At 42.6% G+C, this 25,072-nt stretch carries 29 protein-coding genes; 17 read left to right on the forward strand and 12 right to left on the reverse strand.

Annotation, left to right across the window (positions count from 1 at the left end; all coding sequences use genetic code 11):
• Window positions 1–286: 286 nt before the first annotated feature.
• The 4 genes from D9X91_RS13705 to D9X91_RS13720 form a co-directional block, all read right to left on the reverse strand.
• Window positions 287–808: an ECF transporter S component gene (locus D9X91_RS13705; protein WP_121681201.1), complete on the reverse strand. Its 522-nt coding sequence runs from the start codon at window positions 806–808 to the stop codon at window positions 287–289.
• 308 nt (window positions 809–1,116) lie between these two features.
• Window positions 1,117–1,539 (reverse strand): VOC family protein, encoded by a 423-nt coding sequence (locus tag D9X91_RS13710; RefSeq protein WP_121681202.1) that lies wholly within the window; start codon window positions 1,537–1,539, stop codon window positions 1,117–1,119.
• 53 nt (window positions 1,540–1,592) lie between these two features.
• Window positions 1,593–2,081 (reverse strand): GNAT family N-acetyltransferase, encoded by a 489-nt coding sequence (locus D9X91_RS13715; RefSeq protein WP_233569794.1) that lies wholly within the window; start codon window positions 2,079–2,081, stop codon window positions 1,593–1,595.
• Window positions 2,082–2,090: 9 nt separating this feature from the next.
• Window positions 2,091–2,537, reverse strand: coding sequence for a DinB family protein (locus tag D9X91_RS13720; RefSeq protein ID WP_121681204.1), 447 nt, complete (start codon window positions 2,535–2,537; stop codon window positions 2,091–2,093).
• Window positions 2,538–2,709: 172 nt separating this feature from the next.
• On the opposite strand from D9X91_RS13720, the gene D9X91_RS13725 reads away from it, so the two are divergent.
• A complete protein-coding gene (locus D9X91_RS13725; protein ID WP_121681205.1) occupies window positions 2,710–3,105 on the forward strand; it encodes a VOC family protein in 396 nt (131 codons plus the stop codon).
• 184 nt (window positions 3,106–3,289) lie between these two features.
• Entirely contained in the window at window positions 3,290–4,252 is a 963-nt protein-coding gene (locus D9X91_RS13730) for an MraY family glycosyltransferase (protein WP_121681206.1), read from the forward strand.
• An 81-nt stretch (window positions 4,253–4,333) separates the two neighbouring features.
• Here the strand turns inward: D9X91_RS13730 and D9X91_RS13735 are convergent, their stop codons facing one another.
• Window positions 4,334–4,696: a helix-turn-helix domain-containing protein gene (locus D9X91_RS13735; protein WP_121681207.1), complete on the reverse strand. Its 363-nt coding sequence runs from the start codon at window positions 4,694–4,696 to the stop codon at window positions 4,334–4,336.
• 209 nt (window positions 4,697–4,905) lie between these two features.
• On the opposite strand from D9X91_RS13735, the gene D9X91_RS13740 reads away from it, so the two are divergent.
• Window positions 4,906–5,511, forward strand: a complete 606-nt coding sequence (locus D9X91_RS13740) for a cupin domain-containing protein (protein WP_121681208.1) — start codon at window positions 4,906–4,908, stop codon at window positions 5,509–5,511.
• Between the two features lie 159 nt (window positions 5,512–5,670).
• Here the strand turns inward: D9X91_RS13740 and D9X91_RS13745 are convergent, their stop codons facing one another.
• Complete coding sequence (locus D9X91_RS13745) at window positions 5,671–6,315, reverse strand: alpha/beta family hydrolase (RefSeq protein WP_121681209.1); 645 nt, start codon at window positions 6,313–6,315, stop codon at window positions 5,671–5,673.
• 190 nt (window positions 6,316–6,505) lie between these two features.
• Window positions 6,506–7,930 carry a YfcC family protein gene (locus D9X91_RS13750; RefSeq protein WP_233569795.1) on the reverse strand — a complete coding sequence of 475 codons (1,425 nt, stop codon included), beginning with the start codon at window positions 7,928–7,930 and terminating at the stop codon, window positions 6,506–6,508.
• A 154-nt stretch (window positions 7,931–8,084) separates the two neighbouring features.
• Between D9X91_RS13750 and D9X91_RS13755 the strand changes: the two genes are divergently transcribed.
• The 8 genes from D9X91_RS13755 (at window position 8,085) to D9X91_RS13790 (ending at window position 14,550) form a co-directional block, all read left to right on the forward strand.
• A complete protein-coding gene (locus D9X91_RS13755; protein ID WP_121681210.1) occupies window positions 8,085–8,906 on the forward strand; it encodes a MurR/RpiR family transcriptional regulator in 822 nt (273 codons plus the stop codon).
• 227 nt (window positions 8,907–9,133) lie between these two features.
• On the forward strand, window positions 9,134–10,276 hold the full coding sequence (locus D9X91_RS13760; RefSeq protein WP_121681211.1) for a M20 peptidase aminoacylase family protein: 1,143 nt from the start codon (window positions 9,134–9,136) through the stop codon (window positions 10,274–10,276).
• Window positions 10,277–10,306: 30 nt separating this feature from the next.
• Window positions 10,307–11,509, forward strand: coding sequence for a macrolide family glycosyltransferase (locus D9X91_RS13765; protein ID WP_121681212.1), 1,203 nt, complete (start codon window positions 10,307–10,309; stop codon window positions 11,507–11,509).
• A 158-nt stretch (window positions 11,510–11,667) separates the two neighbouring features.
• Window positions 11,668–12,234 carry a hypothetical protein gene (locus tag D9X91_RS13770; RefSeq protein WP_121681213.1) on the forward strand — a complete coding sequence of 189 codons (567 nt, stop codon included), beginning with the start codon at window positions 11,668–11,670 and terminating at the stop codon, window positions 12,232–12,234.
• A gap of 86 nt (window positions 12,235–12,320) precedes the next feature.
• On the forward strand, window positions 12,321–12,584 hold the full coding sequence (locus D9X91_RS13775) for a DUF4190 domain-containing protein (RefSeq protein ID WP_121681214.1): 264 nt from the start codon (window positions 12,321–12,323) through the stop codon (window positions 12,582–12,584).
• A 23-nt stretch (window positions 12,585–12,607) separates the two neighbouring features.
• Window positions 12,608–12,778 (forward strand): hypothetical protein, encoded by a 171-nt coding sequence (locus tag D9X91_RS22525; RefSeq protein ID WP_158598321.1) that lies wholly within the window; start codon window positions 12,608–12,610, stop codon window positions 12,776–12,778.
• 477 nt (window positions 12,779–13,255) lie between these two features.
• Entirely contained in the window at window positions 13,256–14,059 is an 804-nt protein-coding gene (locus D9X91_RS13785; protein ID WP_121681216.1) for an N-acyl homoserine lactonase family protein, read from the forward strand.
• A 14-nt stretch (window positions 14,060–14,073) separates the two neighbouring features.
• Window positions 14,074–14,550, forward strand: a complete 477-nt coding sequence (locus D9X91_RS13790) for a MarR family winged helix-turn-helix transcriptional regulator (protein ID WP_121681217.1) — start codon at window positions 14,074–14,076, stop codon at window positions 14,548–14,550.
• A 104-nt stretch (window positions 14,551–14,654) separates the two neighbouring features.
• Here the strand turns inward: D9X91_RS13790 and D9X91_RS13795 are convergent, their stop codons facing one another.
• Window positions 14,655–14,960, reverse strand: coding sequence for a hypothetical protein (locus tag D9X91_RS13795; protein WP_121681218.1), 306 nt, complete (start codon window positions 14,958–14,960; stop codon window positions 14,655–14,657).
• A 226-nt stretch (window positions 14,961–15,186) separates the two neighbouring features.
• On the opposite strand from D9X91_RS13795, the gene D9X91_RS13800 reads away from it, so the two are divergent.
• From D9X91_RS13800 to D9X91_RS13810, 3 genes are all read left to right on the forward strand, one after another.
• Window positions 15,187–15,603, forward strand: a complete 417-nt coding sequence (locus D9X91_RS13800) for a MerR family transcriptional regulator (RefSeq protein ID WP_233569800.1) — start codon at window positions 15,187–15,189, stop codon at window positions 15,601–15,603.
• Window positions 15,600–16,517: a DMT family transporter gene (locus D9X91_RS13805; protein WP_121681220.1), complete on the forward strand. Its 918-nt coding sequence runs from the start codon at window positions 15,600–15,602 to the stop codon at window positions 16,515–16,517. Before D9X91_RS13800 ends, D9X91_RS13805 begins: the two co-directional genes overlap by 4 nt.
• A 204-nt stretch (window positions 16,518–16,721) precedes the next feature.
• Window positions 16,722–17,963: an ATP-binding protein gene (locus tag D9X91_RS13810; RefSeq protein WP_121681221.1), complete on the forward strand. Its 1,242-nt coding sequence runs from the start codon at window positions 16,722–16,724 to the stop codon at window positions 17,961–17,963.
• A 338-nt stretch (window positions 17,964–18,301) separates the two neighbouring features.
• Here the strand turns inward: D9X91_RS13810 and D9X91_RS13815 are convergent, their stop codons facing one another.
• Window positions 18,302–18,682, reverse strand: coding sequence for a hypothetical protein (locus D9X91_RS13815; RefSeq protein WP_121681222.1), 381 nt, complete (start codon window positions 18,680–18,682; stop codon window positions 18,302–18,304).
• Window positions 18,683–18,723: 41 nt separating this feature from the next.
• Window positions 18,724–19,311 carry a histidine phosphatase family protein gene (locus D9X91_RS13820; RefSeq protein WP_121681223.1) on the reverse strand — a complete coding sequence of 196 codons (588 nt, stop codon included), beginning with the start codon at window positions 19,309–19,311 and terminating at the stop codon, window positions 18,724–18,726.
• A 264-nt stretch (window positions 19,312–19,575) separates the two neighbouring features.
• On the opposite strand from D9X91_RS13820, the gene D9X91_RS13825 reads away from it, so the two are divergent.
• Complete coding sequence (locus D9X91_RS13825; RefSeq protein WP_121681224.1) at window positions 19,576–20,979, forward strand: amino acid permease; 1,404 nt, start codon at window positions 19,576–19,578, stop codon at window positions 20,977–20,979.
• 214 nt (window positions 20,980–21,193) lie between these two features.
• Here the strand turns inward: D9X91_RS13825 and D9X91_RS13830 are convergent, their stop codons facing one another.
• Window positions 21,194–21,907 carry a dienelactone hydrolase family protein gene (locus D9X91_RS13830; RefSeq protein ID WP_233569796.1) on the reverse strand — a complete coding sequence of 238 codons (714 nt, stop codon included), beginning with the start codon at window positions 21,905–21,907 and terminating at the stop codon, window positions 21,194–21,196.
• 147 nt (window positions 21,908–22,054) lie between these two features.
• Between D9X91_RS13830 and D9X91_RS13835 the strand changes: the two genes are divergently transcribed.
• Together D9X91_RS13835 and D9X91_RS13840 are read left to right on the forward strand one after the other, a co-directional pair.
• Complete coding sequence (locus D9X91_RS13835) at window positions 22,055–23,188, forward strand: YibE/F family protein (RefSeq protein ID WP_233569797.1); 1,134 nt, start codon at window positions 22,055–22,057, stop codon at window positions 23,186–23,188.
• Window positions 23,185–23,946, forward strand: a complete 762-nt coding sequence (locus D9X91_RS13840; RefSeq protein WP_121681225.1) for a YibE/F family protein — start codon at window positions 23,185–23,187, stop codon at window positions 23,944–23,946. The genes D9X91_RS13835 and D9X91_RS13840 overlap by 4 nt, the downstream gene beginning before the upstream one ends.
• 49 nt (window positions 23,947–23,995) lie before the next feature.
• Here the strand turns inward: D9X91_RS13840 and D9X91_RS13845 are convergent, their stop codons facing one another.
• Window positions 23,996–24,523: a DinB family protein gene (locus D9X91_RS13845; RefSeq protein WP_121681226.1), complete on the reverse strand. Its 528-nt coding sequence runs from the start codon at window positions 24,521–24,523 to the stop codon at window positions 23,996–23,998.
• Between the last annotated feature and the right edge of the window lie 549 nt (window positions 24,524–25,072).

Here is a 25,072-nt window from a genome sequence, read left to right on the forward strand (position 1 = left end):
AGCGAGGTTGGGGCCACTCAATCAATCTAGTTTAAAGGCGAAAATATGAGCCTAAACCGTTTATTTAGAATCAGTTATGACCACGCAGTTGATTGCCGTGCAAGACTTCGCTCACCGCCCGCCCCTCGGAAAGCGAGCGTCCTTCTGCGGAAATCAACCTTGCACAAGCTTTGATAAATAGCAATATTCTTTACGAAAACAACCTTTCAAATAAAAGGATACACAAAAAAACAAGCTCAGAGACTAGCACTCGGAGCTTGTTCCCATGTTGAGCCATTCATGAAAATTATTTAAAATAACGCATCTTTTTCAGCGCTGCGCTAATAGGGATGGCGATGATGATGCCGACCACATTTTGAACGATGTTTCCAGGAATGGAGGCAACAGGTCCGATCCAGCTGCCATAGAGGATTCCTTCACAAATATAGTAGACAGCGAGCATCACTGGGGCAGAAACGATGGCACCAAGCAGGTTGAAAGCGGCGCTATTGCCATTGCGTCCATTGGACCAGGCGATCTTTCCGGCGATGTAGCCCTGCAGCCCACGAGCTACAACAGTGAACGGCGCCCATAATGTCCAGCCCGACACCAGGTCGAATAACCCCATACCAACCGCTCCGGCGATGGCGCCTTTTCGTGGACCGAATAAGAACGAAGCGATAAACGCCATTGCCGTTCCAAGATGGACCAAGCCGCCATTGGCTGCAATCGGTAATCGGATATTCAAAAAGATGGTTGCCACGAACACGAGTGCAATGAGCATGGCAGTCAAAATTAAATCAAAAGTCTTGTTGTGTTTTTTTTTCATATGAATAAACCTCTCAGAGTGTATTAGTTCCTGATTATTTTAGCATAAAAAAGTGGGGGAGGGCATTGGTTTTTGAAGAGCACTGTTCATTGGAGAGGTAAAAAAGGGAGAATAGCGCCAGTTTGTCAGAAGGAGCGTGAGAAACGGGAGTATAAGAGGATGAATAGCGCCCGTTTGGAAAGCACCACTTGTGAATCGGGGTCAAAAGAAGACTAATAGCGCCCATTTCGGAAGAGGCACTTCCAAAACGGTCGCTATTAAAGCTAATGAAGCTCTTCGCCAACCTCAGCGAGTGAGCATCTTGCAATCTATTCTGGCAGGTCCCAATCCGGATTCCAGACCACTTCCCACAAGTGGCCATCCGGGTCCTGAAAGTGTCCGGAATAGCCGCCCCAAAAAGCATCGCTCGCGGGATCGGTGATGACCGCACCCGCTTTTTCAGCTTGCGCCATCACCGTGTCCACTTCTTCTTTGCTTCCCACATTGTGGCCGATTGTGAATTCAGTTGGGTTTGGCGCACTCTGGTTCACCTTGGCTTCATGTGCGATATCCTTCTGTTTCCAGAGGGCGAGTTTCAGCCCCGACTGCAGGTCGAAAAAGGCAACTGCCCCATGCTCGAACTCCTGGCCGATGATGCCTTCGGTTTCCAATCCAAGTCCATTTTGATAAAAGTCCAATGATCTTTCCAAATCAACTACGCCTAACGTTAGTACAGAAATTCGTGGTTTCATGGAATCCTCCTAGAAAAGAATGATAATGTTTGTCCTCGTATCCTGATGCGATATTAGTTAAGTTGATATTGTATAAGCTGACGGTTCATACCTATGTATTCTTCACTGCCAATTCTGCTTATTTCATGAAACCCCAGCTTCTCGAGCATTTTTCTTGAGCGGACATTGGCTTTGTTTGTTTCTGCCATAAATGTTGTAATGCCAAATTTTTTTGTGCCATATTCCATCATACACCGAGCAGCATCACAGCCAATCCCTTTTCCCCACAGGCCGCTCTCACCAATTGCAATGCCTAATTCAGCCGTATGATCATTCATACAGGCTAAGTCTGCATATCCAATCAAGCTCTCATTTAGCGCAATTCCCATTCGGATGAAATCCTTTGCCTTATTATTAACACAACGGAGCCACCATTTATATAATTCTTCGGGATTTCTATTTTTCTCCCATCCATTGGCTGAACAGAAAACGTCATCCTTACTCCAGGTTAAGACCTTTTCAAAATCGTTTATGGTGATGGGTCTAATCTTTATGCGTTCCAATTTAATTCCTCAAATCAAAATTTGATTGCGGATATGGTGCTCCATATGGTCCAGGTAATCACGTATGAGCCATTCAAGTGTCCGCTGTTCGTTATTCCCAATGTCGCAAAGGTTGGATAGCTTTTCTGTTGGGACATTTTCAATGATTGCTGCAATTTGTTTATTTAATGATTGAAAAAGGGTGAAGATTTCCTCGAGCGGCCGATCATGATAATGCTGAATCGCCACCCATTGTTCCTGATCATACGTTTGAATTGCATATACTTGTTCTGCATATTGAATGTTGATGAATCGTGCCATATTGTTTACAGCAGAGTCGCAGAGGTGTCCCACGATTTCTTTTTTAGACCATTTTGTTGGCGAGGGCCTGGTTGAAATTTCTCTTTCAGACATCGTGCTGAACACATCAGGTAAGACGTTGATCCAGTGATTGAGTCTTTCCACAACCTTCTGCATAGTACCACTCCCCCTGATTCTTTATATAAAACTTTATTCGGCTGCCATCATGAAAATCCCTTTTTTCAAAAGAAGGCACTGATGAAATCTATTGAACAAGCAGATCCAGATAGTTTAATATAAAGATGTAAGATGGAAGGAATTAGTAGCGAACGAATAGGGGAGGAAGATCATGGGTAGACTAGTGCATTTCGAAATTCACGTGGACGATATGGATCGTGCCAAGAAGTTTTATGGAGAAGTATTCAACTGGTCATTTCAAGACTGGAGCGAGTACGCGGGAATGCCTTATTTCGGGGCAGTGACAGGCGATGAGAAGGAGCCCGGGATCAACGGTGCGCTCATGCAGCGTCAAAGTCCTCCGCCACAGCCAGGCCAAGCGATGAATGGATATGCTTGTACGATGGGTGTAGAAGACTACGACCTAACAGAAGAAAAGATCCTGCAAAACGGCGGCACAGTGGCTATGCCGAAATATGCTCTGCCAGGAATGGCATGGCAAGGCTATTACATGGACACCGAAGGCAACATCTTCGGCATTCATCAGCCGGATGAGAATGCGAAATAATCATCAGAAATAAGATGGAACGTTTAAAATCCCGAGGCTGAATGGCTTCGGGATTTTTTTACGAAGAAGTATTCGAGCGCTTTCTACAAATCTATTGAATATTTTACATAAAATGGTTGGTTGCGGGTAAACTATCGTTTATAATATATCTGAATTTAGAAAATGAAGGAAAGAGGAACTGCTTGTGATTGAATTATTCATTGGACTCTTAGCATTTTTCGTCACTTGGATGACCGTGCCTTTTCTTAGGAATTTAGCGATTCGTTTCCATTTCGTTGATATGCCCAATCACCGTAAAGTCCATAAAGACCCGCTTCCAATGCTGGGAGGAGCAGCGATCTTCTTCGGATTGATTGTTTCTCTGCTCGTTGTAAAATGGCTTGGCTATCCTTTGGACAAGGTCAATGTGGGAATTGTAGCCGGTGCGATCATGGTCTTTGCGATTGGCTTGATCGACGACTATTTTAAAACACGGAGCAAGGATTTCCCGGCATTCCCCAGATTCATCATCCAAATTGCGGCTGCCTATTTAGTCGTTCACTTTGGTGGGGCGGTAAGGGGAATTGGCATCCCATATCCGGAGTATCACTATATCATTTTTCCACATTCCATTTCCGTTGTGTTGACAGTCATTTGGATTGTCGGGGTCATCAATGTGTTTAATTTTCTGGATGGAATCGATGGCCTTGCAGCTGGCATCGCAGCGATTTCATCGATTACCCTCGTATCTGTCGCTTTGGTTCAAGGCCAAATGAATGCAGCTTTCTGTGCCATTGCCTTGACTGGGTCTTCATTGGGGTTCTTAAAACACAATTTCTTTCCAGCGCGGATCATCATGGGAGATTCAGGTTCTGGTCTGATCGGTTTCCTGTTAGCTTCCATTGCTATAATCGGTACAATGAAGAAAATTACGATTTTATCGATTTTCGTTCCTATACTCGCTTTAGGCGTCCCGATTCTGGATGGGATTCGAGTCGTGATTCAGCGCATGATGAAAGGGAAAGCCCCTTACGCAGCAGATCGGACACACGGCCACCATAAATTGCTGGATGCAGGCTTCACCCAAAAACAAGCGGTTTTCATTCTTTATTTAATAGGAACGTGTTTCTCATTGACATCCGTGATTATTTTATTATTAAATGGATGATTGTCATGTAGGTGAAATGATATTGATGAAATAACAAGACCGGCTAATCCAATTAGCCGGTCTTTATTTATGAGCTGAGCTTTATGGAGCGTCACTTCTGTATTGCAGCCATTTATCAATCTCAGACTTTAAAAAGCGGACGTGATTATCGATTTTTAAGTAGGGAATGAATTGGTATTTATCATAAGCACCTTGACTGCTAATTGCCGCTTTATTGATATCGTCTACTCTGATAATGGTTTCGATGGTTTTCTCACTCACATTCAGATATTTGGAAAGCTGCTTTTCATCCATCAATTCAGGGGCTGCTTTTGATGAGCCGGTCATGCTGTCACTTGCAGCACTGTCTGTTGAATGGGCAAAAGCATCCCTGAAAATAAAAGCAGATATGACGAGCGATAATCCTAAAATAAACGCACTAATGATGTAAGTTAATTGTTTCACCCTTTACCTCCTTCCCCAATGTCATCGATATAGTTAATGTATATTTTAGCATAATATTCCAAACCATTATGGGTTATTTTGCAAATTGCAGATAAGGAGACTGAAAGTCAGACTCCTTTTGTGATTATTTCTTAGACCATCATTCATAAGTACCTTCCCATCACATGTGCATACCATAATTTTATAAACTGTGAAGGGATTGACAAAACATGTACTACGTTCCATATGGATATCCAAGTCCATATATGTATGCACCAATTTATTATGATGACAGGCAGGCGTATTGGCCATATCCTTATCAAATAGAACAAGCAGGCTATTTTCAACCCGCTGATCAACGGGTGGTATTGAGGGATTATGGACCAAATCCTTATGTCGTGAATATCAATGGAGCAACGAAGCAAAACAATACGTATCGCACCGCACTTTGGACAGGCGAGCATTTGCAAGTCACGTTGATGAGCATTGGCGTCGGGGAGGATATTGGTTTGGAAATCCATCCTCATGTCGACCAATTCCTGCGCATCGAACAGGGACAAGGGCTTGTGCAAATGGGGAAGAGCAAAGATTATTTAACGTTTCAACGAAATGTAATGGACGATTCCGCCATCATGATCCCAGCCGGGACATGGCATAACGTGACGAATACAGGGAATGTGCCGCTGAAGCTCTATTCCATCTACGCCCCGCCTAACCATCCATTCGGCACGGTTCATCGGACCAAAGCCGAAGCAGAGGCGGCAGAAGAAGCCAGCGGTCATGGAATGCCGAATAGACTGAAGATGCTGGACTATCAACATGGGTTTTATTTGTAAGGTCAATTAGATGCAGGGAAGAAATAGGAGGGACGCTTAAGGCGCTATCCCTCCTTTTTTGATATGGCAGATTTCTCAAAAAATTCATTAGTTGTTGATTGAAGCGAGCGTCCTTCTGCGGAAATCACCAGTTCACACCCTTTGATCCTGATTACACAACTAATTCAAACGAATGGTTTCTTGGAGTCTTTCCATTAGTTTGGATAAAACTATTATTGAATTGGCTGCATCAAATTCTCCGATATCTAAGGAATGGTCTGCATGTTGGACTACCTCAATCTTTAGATTCGAGTCGCTTAATCGATCGATTTGATCTGGATTGTAATGAAGGTCTTTATCCCCGATCACTATAAGCCCTTGATGTTGACTATGAAGAATAGAGTCAAATAAAGATTTGGATCTCAAGAGCGGGGTAAACAGAATCATTATTGCCTTTGAAAATTCATCTCTCTTCATTAGCCCATTTGCAATCGGAAGTGTTCCAATTGATTTCCCTAGAAAAATCGTATCGTTATATTGCCCATTTCTTAAAACATCCGCTACCACAGGATCAATATCATCGATCATGATCTTGGCTAGTTCTTCATTGCTCTTTTTCAATGTGTGCAAATCATATGAGTAATGGACACGGACAATATCGATGTTGTTTTGAAGCATCACCATTCTCGCATAATAGAACAAAGGGCTATCGTACTTATATCCGGCTCCAGCAAACATAAAACAAATGATTTTCGAACCGACTTCAAAGTGTGAATAACTAATTGTTTTGCCGTTTGTTTGAATCTCCTTTTTAGTTACTTTCAATATGTTCCCCTCCGCTTCCCCTCGGCGATTTTTATAATATATTAGCATGTTTTTCCAATTTATCAAGCGTATGTCCCAAATATGGCCGCTCTCATTTGTACAAATAAAATAAAGGTTCAAATCAAATGCGATTTGAACCTGAAATATCTATCCTAATGGAGTGTTTGTACTCTTAATCCATACCAGACCTTTAAAACGGACCCCATTTCGTCATGACCCCAACGGTGATAAACACGAGCCCGATCACAAACCAGATCAGGGCAAGCGGAGCCATAAACTTGACCCATTTGCCGTAAGGGATGCCGCTTGCTGCGAGCACACCCATCAACACGCCGGAAGTCGGATTGATGCAGTTGACCACACCTTCACCGAGCATGACCGCCTCTACCGCGACTTGGCGCGTGATGTTCATCAAATCGGCCAGCGGGGCGAGGATCGGGATGAAGATGACGGATTCCCCTGACCCCGATGAAATCACAAAGTGAAGCAAGGCGCTCGACACAAACATCCCGAATGCGCCGAGCAGCGGACTGTGTCCTTCGAGCATGCTCGCCAAACCGTTGACGATCGTATCCAACAGTTTCCCATCCGTCAGCACAACGGAAATCGTTCTTGCCATCCCGACGATCAGTGCACCATACACCAAGCGCTGGCACCCGGATAGAAACGTCCTGGCAATATTGTTGCCTTTCATACCGCCAATAAGTCCAGCGACGATGGAGATGAAGACAAAGGTTCCCGCCATCTCCTGGTCTCCCCACTTCAGCCAAAGGGCTCCGGCGAGGAAGCCGACCAAGCACAATCCAGTCAGAGCAAGGATCAGCTTGTGGCGAATCGTGAAAGGAACATCGGTTTTCTCTTCTTCATCAAGCAAGGCTTTGCTTGGAAACCAATCTTCCCCCAAAATGCTTGCATCTGTTTTTCTTAAGCGCCTCACATAAAAGTAAATATAGACAACCGTTGCGATTAGAAAAGCAAGATAAATCGCTGTGCGCAGCCCGATTCCTGAAAAGAGGGGAAGTTCGGCGATTTTTTGCGACAGGCCAAGCGGCGTCGGCGACAGGATCGTGGAGTTGAATCCAGCATAAGTACCTAAATAGATGACCGCGACACCGACGACGGCATCCCATTTCAGCGCCCTGGCCACAATGATGCCGATCGGGATGAAGCCGATGACGGAATTGACGACGATACCGGTCGTTCCAAGGATGGAGAATAAGGCACCGACGACAGCGATAAATAACAATTCGCGTGTCCTGAACTTGTTCACGACATTATGGATGAGTCCGTTGATGGCCCCTGTTTTTTCAAGGATGGCCAATGTTCCGCCTGTGAATAGAATTAAAAAGATGATCGAAGCAGACGCAACCATTCCTTGCTGAAAGGCCGTAAAAAAATGGACGAAGCCAATCGGCGTGTGGGCAACGGTATGGTAGCTTCCTGGTACAGCCTGCGTAATGGTTCCATTGGTGATTCGTTTGAACTCTCCCGCCGGTACGATATAGGTGGCGATGGCACAGATCAAGGCAATGACAAACAGCAGTACATAAGCATCAGGCATTCTGAATCTGGCTTTCCTTTGAGGCTCCAGATTCGTTTCGGTTTGCAAACTCACTTCATTTCCCCCTTTTTTAAAAATTCCCCTTTTGTTCGAATTATATTGAATTTTCTGACCTTTGCGATATATTATAATGAAGTGAATCCTTCAGCGCAATATATTTTAAAGTAAAAACTTTACATTTTTTATTTTTTTAAAGGAGGTGCCATTCATGTCCGATTATATGTCTAAGATCAATGATCATTATGATGAGCTGACAAAAGGGATGAAACTAGTAGCCGATTTCCTCATGAGGGACCCGACAGCGTTTGCAACGCATCCTGCTAAAAAAGTAGGCGAATTTATTGACGTGAGCGAAACGATGGTGCTCCGCTTTTGCACAGCTATTGGATATACAGGATTCAGCCAGCTCCAAACAGAGGTGCGCGAATACATCTTCGATTTGGGAGCGAAAAAGACTATCACAAGTGATGAGCCGCTTCCTCATTACAAGGAAGTCATGCTGTCCGATCTGGCAAACATCCAGGAAACCGCCAATCGATTCACGGAAGAGGATTTTGAGCAAACTATCGAGAAGATTGATGAAGCGGATGAAATCTTGGTCGCCGGATTGCATGCTTCCTTCTCGATGGCTCATTGGCTGTCCTATACGTTGAACCTTGTGCGGGGAGGAGCTTCCTTATATCGACCGGAATCCGACGTCGGGCTCAATCGATTCACGGAAAAAAGCGTCGTGATCGTGTTCTCCTTTTACCGATATGCCATGGATACTATCACCTTGGCCAAAGAGGCAAAAGAAAGGGGGATCCACATCATCGCCTTTACCGATTCACTGACAGCACCAATCACGAAAATCGCCGACCAATTATTTGTCTTGAACCTGCCGGCCAAATCCATCTTGCAGACCGTTCCCGTCGTCTATTCGATTCTAAACGCCATACTGGCAGGTGTAGCACTGAAACAAACCCAACCTGGCGAAACGAGAAAAAACATGTTCATCCAAGAAGACTCAAGGAAATTTTGTGTGAAATGAATGGGTTTGACGAAGATGTTTTAAACATTTTTTAAAATCAACCAGCACGCCCTAATAGCCACAAACTTACGAAAAGCGCCTTTAAAAAAATATTGTTTTTCCAGTCATTCTCATTAAATCATCATATAATGTTGAATATAGTGGAGGCTCACCACCTGTCTCTCGGAGCTCGAACATCCTGCAGCAGAAAAATACGAACAGATTCAAACAAACGGAGGAATACAAAAATGAAACCACTGGACACCACACAAAAAGAAGAACTGATGGAAATCTTCAACCACCTGCACGCCAATCCAGAAATCAGCTGGAAGGAATTTAAGACCACCGCCTATCTCAAAGACATCCTCGAAAAGCACGGCTGCCGAACAAAGACATTTGACGATTGTTCCGGTGTAATTGGGGAAATCGGGGCAGGAAAGCCAGTCGTAGCTTTGCGCGCTGATATGGACGCCCTATGGCAGGAAGTCGACGGCGTATTCAAAGCCAACCATTCTTGCGGACACGATTCCCACATGACGATGGCCATTGGCGCCATGAAGATGTTGACACAAAGTGAAGGACTGCCGAAAGGGACAATCCGCTTTATTTTTCAACCGTCTGAAGAAAAAGGGACCGGCGCATTGAAGATGATCGAAAAAGGGATCGTGGATGATGTCGATTACTTATACGGCGTTCATGTGCGCCCGATTCAGGAAACGAAATACGGACATGCCGCATCTGCCATCCTCCACGGAGCAAGCCAGTCCATCAAAGGTAACATCATCGGGGAAGATGCCCACGCTGCACGCCCCCATCTTGGAACGAATGCCATCGAAGTGGCATCGACACTGTTGAATGAGCTGTCCCATATACATATCGATCCAATGATTCCGCACTCGGTCAAAATGACGAAGCTCCATGCAGGCGGAGAGAGCTCCAATATCATTCCGGGGCAGGCCGAATTCACCCTGGATATGCGCTCCCAGTCCAACGATGTGATGGCCTCATTGGTCGAGCACGTCAAAGCGGCAGCCGAATCCGTCGCCAACTTTTATAAATGCGAAATCAATCTGACCATGCCGTCGAACCTGGCTGCAGCTACAATGAACACAGAAGCCCAAGAGCTGATGGCAGATGCGATCTGCGAAGTGCTCGGAGAAGAAAACCACGACGGAGCCCTTGTCACCACGGGCAGCGAAGACTTCCATTTCTACCCTGTCAAACGGCCGCATTTGAAAGCGACCATGCTCGGACTCGGCTGCGACCTGGAGCCGGGATTGCATCACCCCCATATGACTTTCAAAAAAGATGCGATGTTCTATGGCATGGATATTTTGGCAAAGGTCGTGCTGAAGACATTGGAGAAGGAGTCAGGTGGAGCGAAGGAGTAAATAGCGGACCATAACGAAGGAGTGATAGAAATGGCACGTGTTTTATTTATTAATGCCGGATCAGAAGGACATATCAATCCAACTATTGGAGTTGTTCAAGAGTTGATTTCGCGCGGCGAAGAGGTAGTGTACTTTACAATAGAAGATTTTCGTGAGCGAATTGAGAAGACTGGAGCTGCTGTGCGAACTTGGGACGGTGAAAAATTTATTAAAGCCTTCATCTCGGGTGGAAGAAATTATTTGCCTGAAAGGATTAATGGTCTTTTACTTACGGCAGATATTGTCATACCTAGTGTGCTAAGACAGATTGAAGGCGAACACTTCGACTACATCATTCACGATTCCATGTTTGGCTGCGGACGTTTACTCGCCCAAATCCTTAAGCTGCCGGCAATCAATTCCTGTACTTCCTTTGCTCAGACAAAGCAATCATTCGATCAACTATTGGACCGGCTTTCTAAAAACATCCCTGCAGATGTGATTGAAGAAATAAACGGCGAATACCAAAGGCTAACGGCAATGGTGAAGGAAAAATATGATGTCGAGATCGATTCTCGTTACGAAGTTTTTTGTAATCCTGCGCCACTTACAATCGTTTATACAACAAGGGAGTTTCAACCTTTCGGGGAAACATTCGACGAAACATACAAATTTATCGGCCCATCCATCTCTACTCGATCAACTCAAGATAACTTTGATTTTGAAGCCATCAAGGAAAATCGGCCAATTTATATTTCACTTGGTACGGTTTTTAATCAGGCGGTTGATTTTTATAAACTTTGTTTTGAAGCATTTGAAAATAGCGATCACACGGTGGTCATGTCGATCGGGAAACATACTCCGCTAAGTGATTTAGGAGAGATTCCATACAACTTCATCGTCAAAAATTATGTTCCACAAACAGATGTGTTAAAATACACGAAATTGTTTATCACACATGGCGGGATGAATAGTACCAGTGAAGGACTCTACTACGGGGTGCCGCTGATTGTAATCCCACAAAACGCAGACCAGCCGATAATTGCTCAACAAGTTTCCAATATCGGGGCAGGCATCAAACTGGACATGCAAAACCTGAATCCAAGTCAATTGCGTGAAGCAGCAGATCATGTGTTAAACGAGACATCTTTCCATAAAGCTGTTTCAACTATAAGCCAGTCGATGCAAAAATCAGGTGGATATCAACAAGCGGTTGATGAGATTTTTGAATATAAAAGTAAATTTGATATTTAAAGATAAAAAATCTCTTATCTGCTGGTATTAAGGTAGAAGAAGTAGAGAAGGAACGATTAGTATAAACTAATTAGTAATATTTCCCTTTTTATCTGAGTATTTCTGTATAATAAAGGTAAATGACATATTTACAACCTGAACAGATTAGAGGGGGAAATATGAAACGACTGTTTATGCTTTTAAGCTTCCTATCGCTTATGGCGCTTATATCGGCTTGCTCGTCGCAGCCATCATTGAAACTTGTCGATACAAAAGTTGATATTGTAAAAGATAAAAGTCTTTCTGGTTCGGTTGTTATTTCAGAAGGCGGGAAAAATGGACAGGAGCTTGTTCCAACCGTTTTATACTACCAATTTAAAATTAAGAATAATGGATTCCGAAGGATTGGTGGAGCTGGCGATAAGAAGCTAAAAGTAAAGATTGTCCCCGGTAAAAAGCTAGCTGCTGCCTCTGAAGAATCAGTTGGAATCAATATTTTTACTCCTTCATCTTATAATGGGACCGGTTTAGGATACGGCGTGCAGGTTAATGGTGAAATCCAACCTGGTAAAACCGGAAATATGAGCCTGACATATGATTTAGGTGTAACCGAAGAAAACCCAAAAGTTTCGTTACAAGTCCCTTCAAAAGAGAAATTGGAAAAACTGAAAGCCAACGCGCTAGATGGGTCACTTATTGTGACATCGGATGGAAAAGAAATTGCGGAATTTGACTTGAAGCGATAAAACATAATGGGATTTTATGTTAAAATATAAATAACTTTACAATTTGCGCAGCGCATAAAATTATAAACGGGAATGGGGGACTTTGTATGGAAAACACGGAAACAAACAGCAATTCGGTCACTTCCTTGACAATGGGGATCCTTTCAATCATCATCCCTTTCATTGGATTGGTTCTTGGATTCATCGGAGTCGGATTTTCAAGAAAAGCCTTGAAAGAAATCGGCAAGACCAATGAAGGCGGAAGAGGACTGGCCACTTCAGGCTATGTCTGCAGTGTGATCGGGATCGTCCTTCAACTCTTAGCGGTAGTGGGGTATTTCGCGTTTGCTGCTGTAACGAACGTAGGGTAGGTTAAAAAGACAGGAGGCTCAACATGTGGTTGTTTGTCATCGTGGTTATTGTGGTTTTATTACTGGCATTCCTGATCGATTTACGAAGAAAGAAAAGAAGGAATGACCAACTTACCAAAGGAACCGATCCCAGCAAATTACAAGGGGAAAATGGCGGCGATTGGAATAGTGGGGACGGTCCGGCAGGGTTCTAATTTTTATAAGTGAAAAATGTGGCTGCCCTCAACAGGCGGCTGTTTTTATGACTATACTACTTAGGTGAAATAACGGTAAGGAGAAGTGATTATGAGTATTGTTTTTGCATTAGTTAGTGTCTATTTTTATAGTTTGGTAATCTATCGTTTAATTAAGAAAAAAAGATTCAAAACGAACGAAAATCATATTCTGATTACGTTTAGTGCAACTTTTATGGTAATATCTAATGTTCATTACTCGATAAAAATTATTTCAATTTTATTAACCATTACCTTAATCATTGTTAATAGAAAAAGTAGAAAATATGTTTTATAGCACTCAATAATTGAGAAGCGATACTTGTATAAGGTATCGTTTTTTTAATTGTTTATGAGATCGTTTGATAAAAAGAAATATTTGACAATAAATGATGTATCATCTAATATGATTTACAATAAATGACGCGTCATTTATTTTTAAAGAGGGGTGAGCCATTGATGAAAATTAATGTCTGGCATGCGGGTAACGTTTATATTGACCGTTCATTAGCTTTTAGGGGGAAATCTTTGCACCCGATGTCTTATACAGGTTGGTTTAGAGGTGCTGATAAAAAAATGTGGGTACCTGTTTCTTCATACCTGATTGAGCATCCAAAAGGGCTGATTTTAGTGGATACAGGCTGGCATGAAGACATGAGAAAGAATCAGAAAAATCATTTGGGGAGACTGGCTTATTCTATGTTTAAAGGCGAGTTGCCTGCTGGCTCATCTGTTCGTGAAAAATTAATGGAGTACGGAATAAGCAGTAAAGATCTGGATTTTGTGTTATTAACCCACCTTCACTCCGATCACGTTAGCGGTCTTGAACAAGTGAAAGATGCAAAGAAAATACTAACCAGTGAGTTGGAGTGGGAATACGCGCATAAGAGAGCAGGTTATATAAAATCAATGTGGAAGGGAATTGATATCCATACCTTTCCATTAAAAGAAATACCCTTTGGTCCCTTTAACTTGGGATTGGATTTATTTGATGATGGATCAATTTACTTAGTTCACACACCCGGGCATAGTGATGGAATGTTTTCTATTTTAATCAAAATGCAGAATGGATGGGTTTTGTTAGCAAGTGATGTAGGTTATTCAGAAAAGTCGTGGAATGATATGATATTACCTGGAGTCACAACAAATAGAAAAGATGCGAAAAAATCATTGAATTGGGTTAAAGAATTTTCAGAAAGAGAAGATTGTTTGAGGGTGATGGCAAACCATGATCCTAATATCCAACCTATGGTGATTAAATAAAATGGAGTGTATATATGGAATTTTCTCAAGAAGTTGAACGCTTTAGATTTTTGGTATTGGCTATGCAAAGACAGGGCAATCGAATATATAAAGATCTCTTATCGGATATTGGAATCACTCCATCCCAAGCGGAAGTCATTCAGATACTAAAAAAGTGGGAACAGTTATCATTAAAGGAACTAGGGGCACTATTGATTTGTGAAACAGGCAGCCCATCAAGGCTTATCGATAGAATGGTCAAAGACGGATACATAGAACGTATGCGATCAACAGATGACTCCAGGTTTGTAAAACTCCGATTAACGGAATTGGGGATCGAAAAAAGTGGCGACATTAAAAAGGCAGAAAACGAAATGTATCAAATGATTGAAAAAATTTATAAAATAGATGAACTCAAAAGTCTTAATCATTATTTGAGTAATTTTTTATCGAACTCTTCTATGTCTGAAACGTTAACTAAACGAGGATTTCTTGAAGAAGAAGAGCATTAAGCCGTGATTTGAATTAAGATTCAAGTAATTAAAGCATTTGAAAACACCTTAATGTGAAAATGAAGCTGCCTACTTCAGGCGGCTTTTTATCATTTCAATAGCATCTATCTAACTTCCTTCATCAATACGTTCGTTATCCTCTTTTGATAAACATTCACATATCGATTATTTTTGAATTTTTTTCTATTGAATTTTCCAATTTCAAACCGTACCTTGCTGTTTTCATTTATAAGCTTTTCAAACCTACTGTCTTTTAAATAATCTTGAAACCAGTCATATGTTTTAAAGTATGCGATGTTTTTTTCAATTTCCATTTCAGTCACATCCTTTGAATAAGACAAAACCATTTGACCGAGTCCCATTAAAGCGTCTAAAAGAAATTCAAAAAGAAGTTCTAAAAGTGCCTCCAAGTTATCACCCCCAAGGAATCTATTAATATCTTATCATTACTGCTAAAATATTCCAAAGTACGAATTTATTCGAAAATAGTTAATTTAACTTAATATCCGCCTCTCCTCGGAAAGCAAGCATCCTTCCGTGGAGATCAACCTTAAAAAAACTCTAAATTAGGAAATTTTTTCTTGACTTAAAGTTAACTTTAAGTTGTAAAATTTTTGTAAACCTAACGAGGGGATGATATGGATGTTATCAATCAGTGAAGCGGCAAAATTAACGGGCATTCCATCATATACATTGAGATATTACGAAAGACTTGGTCTACTTCCGCCATCAAAACGAAGCAGCAGTGGAAGGCGATTTTATACGGAGGATGACCTTAAGTTCATGAAGTTTATCAAAAGCTTAAAAGAAACTGGCATGGCGTTGGAGGATATTCATGAATTTGTGAAAGACGGTTGTATTTTAGAAAAAATCAATTCAGATGTGCAATCGACTCCAATTACCCCATCTCTAAATAAACGGATCGAAATTTTAACCCGGCATTTAGAAGGAATGGAAATGAAGAAAAAAGAGCTGGAAGGAGTCATCGATGCGACAAAGGTGAAATTGGATACCTATTATTCCATGTTAAAAGACGGGGTGGAAGAGAAATGAAGAAGCTGAAGATCTACATGATGCTGATTGGCTTTTCTATATTTACCGGAGCTACTTTTAATTTGGCAAAATATACAGTTGGCTACTTCTCACCTTCGTCTGCGGCAGCATGGCGTTTCGGCTTGGCGGCTGCTGTGATGCTAACCATTCTGGTATTTACGGAAGGCATTAAGAAGAATCAATTAAGAAGAAATGCTGTTTCGTATGTAATGCTTGGAATTATTGGGATCTTCGGGTTTAATGCTTTGTTCTTTTTAGGCTTAAAACACACATCGCCTGTCAACGGTGCGCTGATTATGGGGCTGAATCCTTTATTAACGACCATTTTCGCCCGAATCATATTAAAGAATAGCATCACGAAGAAACAGGCGGTCGGTATAATCTTTGCATTTGTCGGGGTATTGCTGGTCATTACCCACGGATCGATTGAAACGATCAGGACCCTATCCATTTCAGCTGGAGACTTGATCGTATTTGCGGGCAACATTTGTTGGGCCCTTTATGGCGTACTTGGACGCCGCTTCATCAAGGACGGAACTCCGCTTTCGACAACTACCTATACCATGGTCGTCGGTGCCGTTAGTTTAGCAGCGGTTTCACTATTCTCCTCCAACCATACTTCTTTACCGGGCATACCGATTGAGGCATGGGGAGCGATTGCTTTTATGGCGTTGTTCACCAGCGTTCTGGGTTACTTATGGTGGAATCAAGGCATTAAAGAAATTGGGGCAAGCAAAACATCCCTGTTTTTCAACCTTGTCCCCGTCGTCACGATGCTCATTTCAATTGCACTGGGAACCCCGGTCACAATCTTTCAAATCATCGGAGTTGTGTTCGTCATATTAGGTGTTTTAATCTCATCGGGAGTAATGCGTGTGGCTAAGTCGAAACCTGAGAAAACAGCAGTGGTGTGAAGTTCGACTACTATTGAAATTTAATCGGATAACGTCGCATCAAGCTGCCCTCATCAGGCAGCTTTTCTTATGGATAAATTCACTTATCGTCCAGGGAGTGGTTTCTCACAAAAATGGCTGGAATTTTATTGATTGGACAAGGATATTCTTAGATTTTGTCGAAAATCAAATGAGTCAGGCAAATAAAGGAAGTAGGGAACGGTAATGTGGGAATCCATCCAAAGCATGTGCTTACACGTTGTATTTATTCTTTTTACAATCTTAATCTATCAAGTCTTTTTTAATGAAAGAGAAGAGAAACGGAAAAGGATCCGTTCCAAATTTTTTCTCTGCATGTTGATCATAATAGTGTTTACGATGAGTCATCCTGTCCTTTATTCAGAAGTCTATAAGTATGATTTTAAAGTAGTCCCCTTCATCCTAGCTTTTTTATACGGTGGCAAAAGAGCCGGATTTGCAGCCTTTTTGGCCCTGCTGATAACGGGTTTCTTCACCGGTCCTAAGCTTTTGATCCTGGTAGGAAATTATACAATCTTTTGTCTATTGATGCTGTCTATAACCCGTTTGTATCACCGTTATCGAATAAAAGGAAAAGTCGTTGTGATCAGCCTGGTTTTTCTGATGATCCCAATCACAAGAGGCATCTTTCTCATGGTAAAAGGAGATTACCCTCAAACCTTATTTGAAGTAAGCTCCTCTCTTATAATTTTAGCAACCCTTATCGCCATCATTTATTTAATTGAAAACATGAATGAGCAAATGGAGATGAGGCAAGAGCTGATCCGAACGGAAAAGATGGATGTCGTCAGCCAGCTGGCGGCTTCGGTTGCCCATGAAGTCCGCAATCCAATGACCTCCGTCCGTGGGTTTATGCAGCTCATGCAGCAGGAACGCTTGACGGATAAACAGGATATGTATATCAGCATCTCCATAGAGGAATTAGACAGGGCGCAGGGAATCATTAGTCAATACTTGGATCTAGCAAAGCCGCAAACCAATCCTTATGAAAGCATTGATTTAACTTCCGTCATCCAGCAATCGATTAATGTCATGCAATCGTACGCCGTCCTGAACAGTATTCAAATTACACAGCAAGTGGAAGCCTCTCTTGAAATCGAAGGAATAAAACTAGAAATCCAGCAAGTGTTAATTAATATCATCAAAAATGCGATTGAAGCGATTCGAAGCGAAGGGAAGATCTGGATATCGGCAGCCAAACAAGCCAATGGCTTTGTATCCATTCAAATTAAAGATAATGGTGCAGGAATGACCGAAGACCAAATAAAAAAACTGGGGAGTCCCTATTACTCTACCAAGGAAAAGGGAACGGGCCTTGGATTGACGGTATGCTATCATATCGTGAAGCAGATGGGTGGTCAAATCCAGATCAAGAGCGAGTTGAAAAAAGGCACATGCTTCACAATAAATCTGCCAGCTAAAAAGTAGGTGAAACTGAAGATATTTCTTATTTTTCGATTTAACTATTACATAGAGAAGTGAGAGCATATTAATCCTATCAAGTTGATTGGAGCGGCAGGTGCGAGACTCCTGAGGGATCAGGGGGCAAGATGGGACCCCGCAGCGGAGCGAGGGATATAAGGAGGATGTTCGAGTTCGATGTGTCGCTGTCGACTACCGACATCGAACGACCTCACTTCGTGTGAACCCCCTCGGATAGCGAGCATCCTGCCGTGGAAATCAGCAGGGAGTCAAAACAGCTCCTATTAATCTTGATATTATTTTGCCTATATAGTGGAGTGTTTTATTTTGCCCCACGCGTTTATTCATTGTACAAGAGCATAACCGATATAATCAAAAGTATTCAGGTCAGCAAAAACAACCGTAAAGTTCGGTTCGGACTTTCCATCAGTAGGCAGCATAATCCGATAAACTTCTTTTCCTTCGTATGATTTGTCCTTAACTCCACTCATCATATTCTTTTCTAAAGTTATTTTTGATACCTTGGCATCTTTCCATGTACCTTTAATACTTTCTTTTTGTTGTGCAGGTAATTGACTCCAAACAACCTCTCTTACATCTTCGTGTTTACTGTCTAGTTCTAGGGTGTTTTGGTCATTATTACTTGCCTGTCCGTTTTGATTAGAGCAAGCACATAGTCCAAACAAAAGAAACATTGAAAAAACCAGTAGTAGAACTTTCTTCACTCGACCATCTCCTTAAAATAACGGAACTGTTTTACGTAAAGTTATTTCACCATTACACTCTCAAAATCCCAAAGACGTTCAAACCGAACCAAATTGAAATCTGAATCAATCATGAGTTTGTAAATATCCGGTTTCGTTGTTTGACTCCAGAAATCATAATCAAATCGTTCATCAAAATAACTCAAGATGCAGGTCATGATATTCCCATGGATCCCTATCGCAATCTTCTTTCCACGATAATTCTCCTCGACTTCCCTTAACCCACTTATCCCGCGATTCTGCACTTCCTGGTTGGATTCACCGCCGGGATATTTGTAGTTTGGATTTTCAAACACAAATTTGATGGCGTCGAGCGGTTTTTCAAAATGATGATCTCTCGCCGCTAAGTCCCTTTCTCGAAAACGGGAATCTAATTTTATTTCCTGGTTGAAATGCTCAGCAAGACCTTCTACCGTTTGCCTAGCTCTTACATATGTACTGGAAATAACATGATCGATATTTTCTTTGATCATGATGTCAGTGATCTTTTGTGCGTCCTTCCAGCCCTTTTCAGAGAGCTCTCTAGTTTCTTCGTTTTCTTTTGAAAAAACAGAATGAGCATGCCGGACAAAATAAACCTCCGTATTCATCGTTCCCCCCCTTTTAACACTGCTAATCTAATTATAGTTTACTTTGATATATATATGGAAATTGGAAGCGGAGAATTATTATTTTCAAAAAATTTAAATAATATAACGTTTTCATGATTATCTGTCATCATTTTACGGTGACTATTCGACTATTAATCATCTTTTGATCAATTTCCAATTGTTTCGTTTTAGAAAATTTACTATTATTTAAATAGTAAATTTTATTTTACAATAATGTAAATACAGTATTTAAGATTGAGATGGATGGGAGGAAAAGGTGTGGAAAACAACAAAGAGTTAAACAGGGGATTGAAAGCCCGCCATATTCAGATGATTGCCCTGGGGGGAACGATCGGCGTAGGGTTGTTCATGGGGTCTGCCAGTACGATTCATTGGACAGGACCGTCTGTCATGCTAGCCTATGCAATTGCGGGAGTCTTTATCTTTTTCATCATGCGCGCCATGGGGGAAATGCTGTACGTGGAGCCAAGCACCGGTTCCTTTGCGACATTCGGCTACAAATATATCCACCCGCTTGCCGGTTACCTGACAGCTTGGAGCAACTGGTTTCAATGGGTCGTTGTCGGGATGTCTGAAATTATTGCTGTAGGCGCTTACATGCAATACTGGTTCCCGGATCTTCCTGCATGGCTTCCCGGGTTGATTGCTCTGATTATGCTCGGTGCAGCGAATCTGATTTCGGTCAAATCATTCGGTGAGGTTGAATTCTGGTTTGCCATGATTAAGATTGTCACGATCATACTTATGATCATTGCGGGATTGGGGCTGGTCCTTTTTGGCATCGGAAACGGAGGCCATGCGATTGGCATCTCCAATCTTTGGACGCACGGCGGATTCTTTGCCGGCGGATGGAAAGGCTTCTTCTTTGCCTTGGCCCTGGTCATCGGCGCCTATCAAGGAGTGGAGCTGATCGGGATCACAGCAGGTGAAGCTGAAAACCCGAAAAAAACGCTGCGAAGTGCCATCCAAAGCATCATTTGGCGCATCCTTGTCTTTTACATAGGGGCAATCTTCATCATCGTCACGGTCTACCCTTGGAATGAGCTGAATTCAGTGGGAAGCCCATTTGTTGCGACATTTGCCAAAATCGGAATCACGGCAGCTGCAGGCTTCATTAACTTTGTCGTCATCACCGCGGCCATGTCCGGCTGTAACAGCGGAATCTACTCTGCTGGTAGAATGCTTTATACGTTAGGTGTGAACGGCCAGGCACCGAAAGTCTTCAAGAAGGTTTCTGCCCATGGGGTGCCATTGGTCGGCACGATCGGGGTACTGCTGGGCCTTGTCGTCGGTGTCATCTTAAGCTATATCGCACCTAAGAATCTATTCGTCTATGTTTATAGTGCCAGCGTCCTTCCGGGAATGATCCCTTGGTTCGTCATCCTGATCAGCCAAATTCGCTTCCGGAAAGCAAAAGGGGAGCAAATGGACAAGCATCCATTCAAAATGCCATTTGCCCCGGTGACCAACTACTTGACGATTGCCTTCCTGATCTTTGTGCTCGTCGGCATGTGGTACAACGAAGACACACGCGTATCGCTCATCGCTGGATTCGTCTTCCTCGGACTCGTTGTCGTCAGCTACTATGCTTTCGGCATCAGCAAGAAGGTGCCGCAGGAGATCCAGGAAAAGGACGAAGTGGCGTAAAAAACAAGAAGCAAGAGCTCAGAGCTCTTGCTTCTTGTTTTATTATTTATCATCATAAGGGGGAGAAGTGTCAGTACAGTGTCCAAGCTGTGGAGGCACTAAGGCGAGAAAAAATCCCAACTGAAATAGCTTCACTTAGGACGTCGTTAAGTCGCATTTTGCTCCTATCTTGGTCTAGTAATGATACAGTCTGCTGAAATTTTTTTGTTAACAACTATGCGAGAAAGTCGAGAACCCGCTTGATCACGAGCTTGGTCGCGTCAGCATCGTAAGCCGGTATACTGCTGTCGGTGAAGAGATGTTCCTTGCCTTCGTATAGAAAAAGTTCAGCGTGATCAGCCGACGCCACAAGTTCACGGGCCGCGTCGATGTCGCCGTCTTCAACGAAAAAAGGATCTGCACTCATGGCGTGAATTTGCACAGGCAAGTCGACCGGCCACTGAGATTCGAACGACGAGGTCGGGAGGCAGGCATGAAAAAACAGTGCACCCCTGGCGCCTTCACGGGTTTGAGCGAGCTGCTGTGCTGCTGGGACACCGAGTGAAAAGCCAGCATAAACGACATCGCGTGAAAGCTCGCCGGCTGCCCGGACGCCGCGCGCGGTCACTTCTCCAAATCCGATTTCCTTAACATATCCCAAGCCTTCTTCCAGTGAGGAAAAGATGCATCCGTCAAATAAATCTGGCACATGCACAGTATGTCCCGCATCTCTCAGTTGATCCGCGATTGCTTCAATCCCCTTCGTTCGGCCTAAAACATGGTGTAACAACAAAACTTCTGCCATCGTTTTTTCCTCCAATTCAATAAATTTCATATCTCTAAGTTTCGACAAAATTGCCTCTTTGACCTGCAAGAACCGTAACTTCAAAATGATCACTTTTAAAGCGATGAACCGCATGTAATCCATTTTGATAACAATATACGTCATACTAAGGATCGGCTAATCAAATAATTAGGCGATTTTTTTATTTCCGTAAGCGATTGCTCGGTTCTTTCATCTTTCTTTAAGGATTCTTTAACCATAATGAGATAAAGTAATAAAGGACAGGCAATTATATTGATTGGAGATTTTTGTTTGAATATTTTCGATAACACCATAAAAAAACTGACCTACAAGCAAATCATATTGTATGCCGTCATAGGGCTTTGTTTTGCCGCCTCCGTTTTGTTTGTGTATCACAACGAAGCCTTCTATAAACGTACGATCGCCGAGGTGGCCAAAACGAGCGTCGACGGTACAAAGAAAGTGACCGATGCTCATGGCAATGTCGATCATTTGTACACCCAGCGCATCACAGCGGAAATCACAAATGGCAAAGAGAAAGGGAAGCGGATTGATCTGACGAATAAGTTCTCATCCTCCGGTGCCTACGATCAAGCATACCGCGTTGGCAATAAGTTATTTGTTTCGGTTGATAAACAGTTAAATGAACATGGGGATTTGACCGGATCGATCATAGACGTAAAGCGTGACAAGTACGTATTGGTGATGGCATGGATTTTTATCATCACGTTGCTTCTCGTGGGGAAAAAGCAAGGAGTTCTCTCGATTATCAGTTTGGCGGTCAATGCTAGTTTGATGTCGTACGCATTGGATGTATATGTCCATCACTCCGACATGAGCTTGTTATGGATATGCGGGATATTGGTGATTTTGTTTACCGTCATTTCCTTGCTACTTATCAGCGGTTTCAATGAAAAGACGTATGCCGCGATCACTGCGACCTTGCTGGGAATCTTTCTATCGCTTGGCATCGCCTATCTCGTGATCGCGTCCACTACTGGTCTGCGTTATGAAGAAATGCAATTTCTGACACGCCCGTATCGACTCGTGTTCATGGCAGGGCTTTTTGTCGGATCCTTAGGTGCCGTCATGGATGTAGCCATTACCATCTCATCTTCCATCTTTGGGTTGTTTGAAAAAAATCGCAGCGTGCCGATGAAAGCACTTAGAACATCCGGAATGGATATTGGAAAAGATGTGATGGGAACCCTGACCAATATTTTGTTTTTTGTGTACGCGAGCGGTTCGATTCCAGTGATCATCTTATATTTGAAGAATGGATCCTCGTTGGACTTTACGCTTTCGATGAACCTCTCATTGGAATTTGCCCGTGCCTTGGCAGGGGGGATTGGCATCGTGCTGACCATTCCGATAAGTGTATACACGTCCATTTTTTTTGTTAAGCGAAAGAGGAACAGCTTATGAATGTATTAGTCGTTTTATCAGTCATATTGTTTATATTGATGGTTTGGGTTGGCGGAAACCAAGGTGCCCGGTCTTTTATTTCGTTGTTTTTTAACTTTGGGGTGCTCCTTATCGCCATATTCTTCATGCTGGATCATCATCTTAATCCGATTCTCATAACCATGATCGCATGTGCCGTGAGCAGCTGCATCAATCTATTTTTCATTAATGAATTTAATCGGAAAACCATCACGGCATTCATTTCTACGCTCATCACGATTGTGATCCTGCTCATATTTATTGATATCGTGGCGAGCATGGCGATGATTCAGGGATTTGGTAAGGAACAATTACAGGAGCTTGCGCCATATTCCCTTTATATTGGCGTGGATTTTGTGAAAATTGGAGTCGCAGTGATTATCATAAGCACCATCGGAGGTATAACGGAAGTCGCAATTTCCATTACATCCTCGATGGAGGAGATGTTGAATCATCATCCATCCATTGGCAGGAAAGAGTTATTCTTATCGGGGCTGCGAGTCGGGAAGGATATTTTGGGAACGGATACGAATACCTTGTTCTTCGCCTTTTTTGGCAGCTATATGGCCTTGCTCATATGGTTTAAAGATTTACACTATTCCATCGGAAAAATCGTGAATTCCAAAATATTCAGTGCGGAAATGATCACTATTTTTTGTGCGGGCATTGGAATCGCACTGATTATTCCGATTGCCTCGGGGATCAACGCCTATTTTTCAGTGAAAACTAAAGAGAGATAAATATTGAGATGGGGCTTATCAAAACACGATAAGCCCCATATTAGATTTTTCATTTCTTCTTCAAAATCCCCAAATACTCCACCCACGGCCCGACATCCGCCCGATATCGCTCCGCCATCACCCGGACAATTTGAGAGATGTGAGTGAGGTCATGTACGACCCAAGTGGACAGCAGCTCCCTTGCTTTGACAGAGCCAAATGCCGGGTGGGAACCGGTCCGTTCATAATCGAGGCTGCACTCGCTGATCGCTCTTAATTTCTTTATGCTTTCCTTCCGAATCGTAATAAATTCATGCAGTTTATACTCGATCGAATGTTTTTGGTCATTATGGAGATGGGAAAAACGACCAAAGGGAGGAAAGGGTTTGCCCTCACCTTCCTGCAGCAAAAATTCCAGCCTGGGGATCCAGTTCGTTTTCTCGCCTTCAATCAAATGGTCAATGACTTCCGCGGCATTCCACGTACCTTCGCCCTCATCGCATTGCACCCATCCGGCAGACAGCCCGGACAAAACATACTCCAGCGTTTTCGGCGTCCGCTCCAACACCTCAATCGCTTCCTCTATATCAAAATTCATGTAAGATGCCCCTTTCTTTAAAGGCTCTTTTCTCAAACTTTGTTGCTTTAGCTTCTAAAATAGGATTGTCTATACAGTTTTTTAACTTTAAAAATTGCTTAAATTAGCGAGAAAAGAGCCGGGATTCTATATTTAACACGCGAATCATCTAGTTTCGCGTTAAAATTGGCAGTAAGATTTTAACAAAAATCTTTACGAAAACAACCTCTCTAAAAGAAGAATGTACCTACCACTATATTTGGCAAAGGGCATTAAGAATCCTTTAAAAAAGTTCATTTCAGATGGTTGTTTTCTAAAAATAACGATGTTTTAGAGGGATTCGAAAAGAGGTTTGAAAGGATATCAGCGAAATCGACCAACATATCTGCGAAATTTCCATTTTATCTACGAAAACGGCGCATTTATCTGCGAAAATCCTAATATATCGATTATTCTACCTTCCTCGACAAATTTCGCGAACACCGTCGCTGCGTAATTCAGGCTGCTAGACGATAAAGTAACAAACATGATAGACCTACAGAAGATACTGGATTAAAATGACAATACAGG

It is taken from the genome of Falsibacillus albus (assembly GCF_003668575.1).
In the GTDB taxonomy this organism is placed as follows: domain Bacteria; phylum Bacillota; class Bacilli; order Bacillales; family DSM-25281; genus Falsibacillus; species Falsibacillus albus.

Coding starts and splice junctions, on each gene's coding strand:
- D9X91_RS13705 (WP_121681201.1), bottom strand. CDS start 808: ATGAAAAAAAAACACAACAAGACTTTTGATTTAATTTTGACTGCCATG.
- D9X91_RS13710 (WP_121681202.1), bottom strand. CDS start 1,539: ATGAAACCACGAATTTCTGTACTAACGTTAGGCGTAGTTGATTTGGAA.
- D9X91_RS13720 (WP_121681204.1), bottom strand. CDS start 2,537: ATGCAGAAGGTTGTGGAAAGACTCAATCACTGGATCAACGTCTTACCT.
- D9X91_RS13725 (WP_121681205.1), top strand. CDS start 2,710: ATGGGTAGACTAGTGCATTTCGAAATTCACGTGGACGATATGGATCGT.
- D9X91_RS13740 (WP_121681208.1), top strand. CDS start 4,906: ATGTACTACGTTCCATATGGATATCCAAGTCCATATATGTATGCACCA.
- D9X91_RS13755 (WP_121681210.1), top strand. CDS start 8,085: ATGTCCGATTATATGTCTAAGATCAATGATCATTATGATGAGCTGACA.
- D9X91_RS13760 (WP_121681211.1), top strand. CDS start 9,134: ATGAAACCACTGGACACCACACAAAAAGAAGAACTGATGGAAATCTTC.
- D9X91_RS13765 (WP_121681212.1), top strand. CDS start 10,307: ATGGCACGTGTTTTATTTATTAATGCCGGATCAGAAGGACATATCAAT.
- D9X91_RS13770 (WP_121681213.1), top strand. CDS start 11,668: ATGAAACGACTGTTTATGCTTTTAAGCTTCCTATCGCTTATGGCGCTT.
- D9X91_RS13775 (WP_121681214.1), top strand. CDS start 12,321: ATGGAAAACACGGAAACAAACAGCAATTCGGTCACTTCCTTGACAATG.
- D9X91_RS22525 (WP_158598321.1), top strand. CDS start 12,608: ATGTGGTTGTTTGTCATCGTGGTTATTGTGGTTTTATTACTGGCATTC.
- D9X91_RS13785 (WP_121681216.1), top strand. CDS start 13,256: ATGAAAATTAATGTCTGGCATGCGGGTAACGTTTATATTGACCGTTCA.
- D9X91_RS13790 (WP_121681217.1), top strand. CDS start 14,074: ATGGAATTTTCTCAAGAAGTTGAACGCTTTAGATTTTTGGTATTGGCT.
- D9X91_RS13805 (WP_121681220.1), top strand. CDS start 15,600: ATGAAGAAGCTGAAGATCTACATGATGCTGATTGGCTTTTCTATATTT.
- D9X91_RS13810 (WP_121681221.1), top strand. CDS start 16,722: ATGTGGGAATCCATCCAAAGCATGTGCTTACACGTTGTATTTATTCTT.
- D9X91_RS13820 (WP_121681223.1), bottom strand. CDS start 19,311: ATGAATACGGAGGTTTATTTTGTCCGGCATGCTCATTCTGTTTTTTCA.
- D9X91_RS13825 (WP_121681224.1), top strand. CDS start 19,576: ATGGGAGGAAAAGGTGTGGAAAACAACAAAGAGTTAAACAGGGGATTG.
- D9X91_RS13830 (WP_233569796.1), bottom strand. CDS start 21,907: ATGACGTATATTGTTATCAAAATGGATTACATGCGGTTCATCGCTTTA.
- D9X91_RS13840 (WP_121681225.1), top strand. CDS start 23,185: ATGAATGTATTAGTCGTTTTATCAGTCATATTGTTTATATTGATGGTT.
- D9X91_RS13845 (WP_121681226.1), bottom strand. CDS start 24,523: ATGAATTTTGATATAGAGGAAGCGATTGAGGTGTTGGAGCGGACGCCG.